Source organism: Mesorhizobium sp. M2C.T.Ca.TU.002.02.1.1 (assembly GCF_003997225.1).
Genome location: NZ_RZTO01000484.1, coordinates 1 through 4,779 on the forward strand (window position 1 = coordinate 1; position 4,779 = coordinate 4,779).

Below are 4,779 nucleotides of genomic sequence, written 5' to 3' on the forward strand. Positions count from 1 at the left end.
GTCTCGAACAAGGTCGAGGCCAACCAGTTGCCGTTCCCGCTCAACATCCGCCTGTCGATGTGGGGCTGGAACCTGCTCAACTTCAGCGAGACGGCTTTCACGCCGGACCCGTCCAAGTCGGCGGAATGGAACCGCGGCGCCTATATCGTCCAGGGGCCAGGTCATTGCGGCACCTGCCACACGCCGAAATCCTTCCTCGGCGCCGACAAGGACAGCGTCTTCCTGCAGGGCGCGTCGCTTCAGGGCTGGTTCGCGCCGGACATCACCAACAATGCGCAGTCGGGTCTGGGGAAATGGTCCGAAGACGATCTGATCCAGTACCTCAAGACCGGCGTCAACGCGCATTCGATCGCATCGGGTCCGATGGCAGAGGCGGTCGAGAACTCCACGTCAAAGATGACCGATGCCGATCTCAAGGCCGTCGCCGTCTACCTGAAGAGCCTGGGATCGGACACCGGCGCCTCCCAACCGGCGAAGCCCGACCAGGCAAGAATGGTCACCGGCGAAGCGATCTACCGCGACAATTGCTCGGCCTGCCATGGCGGCGATGGGGCTGGCGCCGGGGCGCTCTTCCCGTCGCTTGCCGGCAACGCACTCGTCGCGCAGGGCAGTTCCGAGACGCTTTCTCGCCTGGTGCTGGCCGGTAGCCAGGCCGTACACACGACGCATGCGCCGACATCCCCGGCAATGCCCTCGCTCGCATGGCGATTGAAGGATCGAGAGATCGCTGACGTGCTGACTTATATACGCAACAGTTGGGGCAATGCGGCCCCTGTGGTCTCGGCGGATGACGTAGCTTCGGTTCGCAAGGAGTTGATGCAGTAGCGCTCAGCTCTCGGCCGCGACTTCGAGCGCCAGCCGGGTCATATCGGTGAAGAGAGCCTGACGCTCCGAATAATCGGTCAGCTCGCCGGTGACGATATGATCGACCACGGTGAGCAGCGACAGCGCCCGCGCGCCGAACTGCGCCGCGATCCGGTAGAGCGCGCTGGTCTCCATATCGACGGCAAGCGCTCCGAGCGCCCTCGGCTCGTCGAACCGCGCCCGGCCGTCAGGATGGTGGAACACGTCGCTGCAGATCGTCAGTCCAGCGCTGCAGGCGATGCCTAGATCGGCCGCGCGTCGCAGCGCCAGCGCATGCAGCGCCGGGTCCGGTCCCGCCGGCTGGTACAGCCCGAACACCTGCCCGCTGATTGCTCCCTCGGCCCGCACCTGGCTGGAGATGACGACGCCGCGCAGGGGCACCTCTTCCGACAAGCCGCCGCATGTGCCGGTGCGTATCAGCGTCTTCACGCCATGATAATCGAGCAGTTCGTGGGCGTAGATCAGGAAGGACGAGACGCCGATGCCGGTCGTCTGGATACTGACCGGTTTGCCGCGGAACCGGCCGGTGAAACCCAGTGCGCCTCTTCGGCGATTCACGCAGCGGGGCGCTTCGAGAAACCTCTCCGCCATCCACTGCGCGCGCTCGGGATCACCCGGCAACAGCACCGTTTCGGCATAGTCCCCCCGGCCCGCCTCGATATGCGGCGTCACGCTCTACCACCCCCATGATGGACCCATCCGGCCGCCATCATGACAGGGTGGCCGCAATGCGCAAGCGCTGGCTTACTTAAAGCAATTGCAACAAAGCGCTGAAACGCCCTACGATTCCAGAACGTCCTTGACGATCGTCGCGAGCTGCTTGAGCGAGAACGGCTTCGGCAGGAAGCCGAAATGCGCGTCGGCCGGCAGGTTCTTCGCAAAGGCGTCCTCGGCATAGCCCGAAACGAACACGAACTTGATGTCCGGCTGACGCTTGCGCAGCTCGCCGAGCAATGTCGGTCCGTCCATCTCCGGCATCACCACGTCCGACACGACGATGTCGACCTTGCCGCCGAGCGCCTCGAACACTTCCAGCGCCTCGACGCCGGACGACGCCTCGTGCACGGTATAGCCGCGCGAGGTCAGCGCCCGCACGCCGCCCATGCGCACCGCGTCCTCGTCCTCGACCAGAAGCACCGTGGCCGAGCCGGAAAGGTCTTTCGCGGTGTCGGCCGGCTTCGCCGGGACTGTCGCTGCGGCCGGCGCTTCGCCGGGTTCGGCCTGCTTCTTCACCTCGGCGATGTGGCGCGGCAGGAAGATGCGGAACACCGTGCCCTTACCGACTTCGGAATCGCAGAAGATGAAGCCCCCGGTCTGCTTGATGATGCCGTAGACCATGGACAGGCCGAGGCCGGTGCCTTTGCCCACTTCCTTGGTCGTGAAGAACGGCTCGAAGATCTTCTTCAGCACGTCGGGCGCGATGCCGCTGCCGGTATCCTCGACGTCGACGAGCACATAGTCGGCCGGCGTCAGCTCGCGATAGGCGAAGGATCTGCACTCTTCCGCCGTGATGTTGCGGGTGCGCACAGTGAGGTCGCCGCCGCTCGGCATGGCGTCACGCGCATTGACGGCGAGATTGACCACCACCTGCTCGAACTGACCGATATCGACCTTGACCGGCCAGAGGTCGCGGCCGTGGTCGATCTTGAGCTTAATATCGTTGCCGACAAGGCGAGCCAGCAGCATCCTGAGGTCGGCCAGAACGTCGGTCAGGTTGAGCACCTCCGGCCGCAGCGTCTGCTTGCGCGAGAAGGCCAGCAATTGCCGCACGAGCGAGGCCGCCCGGTTGGCGTTCTGCTTGATGTTCATGATGTCGGGGAAGGACGGGTCCGACGGCCGGTGGTTGGTCAAGAGAAGGTCGGACGCCATGATGATGGCGGTCAGCACATTGTTGAAGTCGTGCGCGATACCGCCGGCGAGCTGCCCGACCGCCTGCATCTTCTGGCTCTGCGCCATCTGGCCCTCGAGCGCCTTCTGCTCGGTGGTCTCGACCGCATAGACGATGGCCGATTCCTCGGCGCCTTCGCCGCCCGCGCTGTCGGCCACGGCGTTGACGTAGAAGCGGATATGGCGCTCCTCATTGCCGGGCAGCACGGAGTCGATCGGCTCGATATTGGCCTGCCGCTGCCGGGCCTTCTCGAACGCGGCGGCAAAGGCCGGCCTGTCGCGTTCGTGAACGATGGTCTCGAAGCGAACTCGCCGGTCGACGGCGTCGCGGTCGACCACGGATGAAAACAGCTGCAGGAATGGCGCGTTGGTGCGCAGGATGCGACCGCTCGCATCGACGCCGGCAATGGCCATCGGCGTCGAGTTGAAAAAGCGAGTGAAGCGAACCTCGGAGGCCCTGAGTTCCGCGGAAGCGTCCTCGCCCTGGGTGCGGTTGAGCACGATCGTGCGGGTCGGGCCGTTCAAGCCTTCGCGGCTTGCCGAAACCCGGTGCATGAAGCGCACTGGCAGCGCCTGGCCGCTCATGGTGGTGAGATCGAGGTCGATGACGGCGTTGCGCGTCGTGCCCGGGTCGGCCTTGACCGAACGCACAAGCGCCATGCCGTCGCCGGCGATGATTTCCGGCAGCGTGATGGCGCCGGGCGTGAAGGAGGCGAGGTCGATGCCGAGCCATTCGGCGAGCGTGGCGTTGATATAGGTGACGCGGCCTTCCTGATCGGCCGAGAAGAACCCCGCCGGCGCATGGTCGAGATGGTCGATGGCTTTCTGCAGGTCGAGGAAGAAACGTTCCTGCTCCGCCCGCTCCTGCGAGATGTCGGCGAGCTGCCAGGCCAGCATCGGCAGCCTTTGCCCGGGCATGCTGAAGGCGCGGGCGCGCGCCCGATACCAGCGCGCGCCGGGCTCGGCGCCTGGCTTGATCGACTGCGCCAGCCGGAACTCACCGTCGCCCGCCTGACCGTCGCGCAGGCCCGACGCCAGCCGGTAGATCGTCATCGAGGCCTCGGGGACATCCGACAACAGCCCCTCGACGGTCTTGAGGTCGGCGGCCGAGGCGGCGCCCGTCATGTCGGCATAGGCGCGGTTGGCGTAGACGACCCGACCCTTGGTGTCGGTGACCAGCAGCCCCTGCGACATGGAGTCGACGAAGGCTTTCGACAGTTCGTCGCCGGTCGACCGCGGCGCGATCTGCACGAAGCCGATCGCGGTCGCGAACAGGAAGCCGACGCCGATCATGGCGAGCACGCCGAGCATGCCGAGCAGGAATGGATCGCCGAGCCGCTCGCGGAAAAGCCCGAAGACGATCGCGGCGCCGGTCAGGACGACGATGAAGACGATGAGCCTGGTGACGGCGCCCGGACGCGTGTTCTGGTCGACGATCGGTACCGGATAGAAATCGCCGCGCGCTTCCTTGGCCATGTTCCCCCTGCTCGTGATTCCGGTGTCCGATGGGCGCGGACGGTCGGTTGAATCACATTCTCCTGTAACGGAAAAGGCCCCGGCGGCAAATGTCCGATAAAATCAACGATTCATGTTTCAAACTGTTCACGATCGGTGATGTGAACTTGCGGCCGGCCGCCGCCGCGGTCTAGTGTCGCCTCACTCGAAAAGGCGATTGGGTGCACCGATGCTGCAGTGGCTGGATAGCGTGGCGGGTCCGGGTTACGTCGCTGCAATCCTGTGGACGTTCGCGGCGCTCATTTTGCTTGTCGTCGTCCTGCTCGTCATCAAGGTCGTTCGCAACCTGACTTTCGGCACCTTCGTGGCCGGCGGCAGGAACCGCAAGACGCGCCTTGCGGTCATGGACGCCACTGCCGTCGACAGCCATCGCCGCCTGGTGCTCGTGCGCCGCGACGACATCGAGCACCTGATCCTGATCGGCGGACCGACCGATGTCGTGGTCGAACGCGATATCCGGCTCGCGGCGCCTCGCCGCCCGGCGCTGACTGGCGACAGCGGCCAGCAGCAGAC

General features: G+C 65.3%; 3 protein-coding genes and 1 pseudogene. 2 read left to right on the forward strand and 2 right to left on the reverse strand.

Translation table 11 applies throughout. The features are described 5' to 3' along the window. Positions 1-825, forward strand: an 825-nt coding sequence (locus tag EOD07_RS22905; protein WP_127237081.1) for a cytochrome c, incomplete at its 5' end; no start/stop codon positions are given. A gap of 3 nt (positions 826-828) precedes the next feature. Here the strand turns inward: EOD07_RS22905 and EOD07_RS22910 are convergent. Both EOD07_RS22910 and EOD07_RS22915 read right to left on the reverse strand, forming a co-directional pair. Continuing rightward, positions 829-1,536: a DeoD-type purine-nucleoside phosphorylase gene (locus EOD07_RS22910; RefSeq protein ID WP_127237082.1), complete on the reverse strand. Its 708-nt coding sequence runs from the start codon at positions 1,534-1,536 to the stop codon at positions 829-831. A 108-nt stretch (positions 1,537-1,644) separates the two neighbouring features. Next, positions 1,645-4,227, reverse strand: coding sequence for a PAS domain-containing sensor histidine kinase (locus tag EOD07_RS22915; RefSeq protein ID WP_041000674.1), 2,583 nt, complete (start codon positions 4,225-4,227; stop codon positions 1,645-1,647). A 208-nt stretch (positions 4,228-4,435) separates the two neighbouring features. On the opposite strand from EOD07_RS22915, the pseudogene EOD07_RS22920 reads away from it, so the two are divergent. Further along, positions 4,436-4,779, forward strand: a pseudogene (locus EOD07_RS22920) (flagellar biosynthetic protein FliO); the annotation flags it as partial.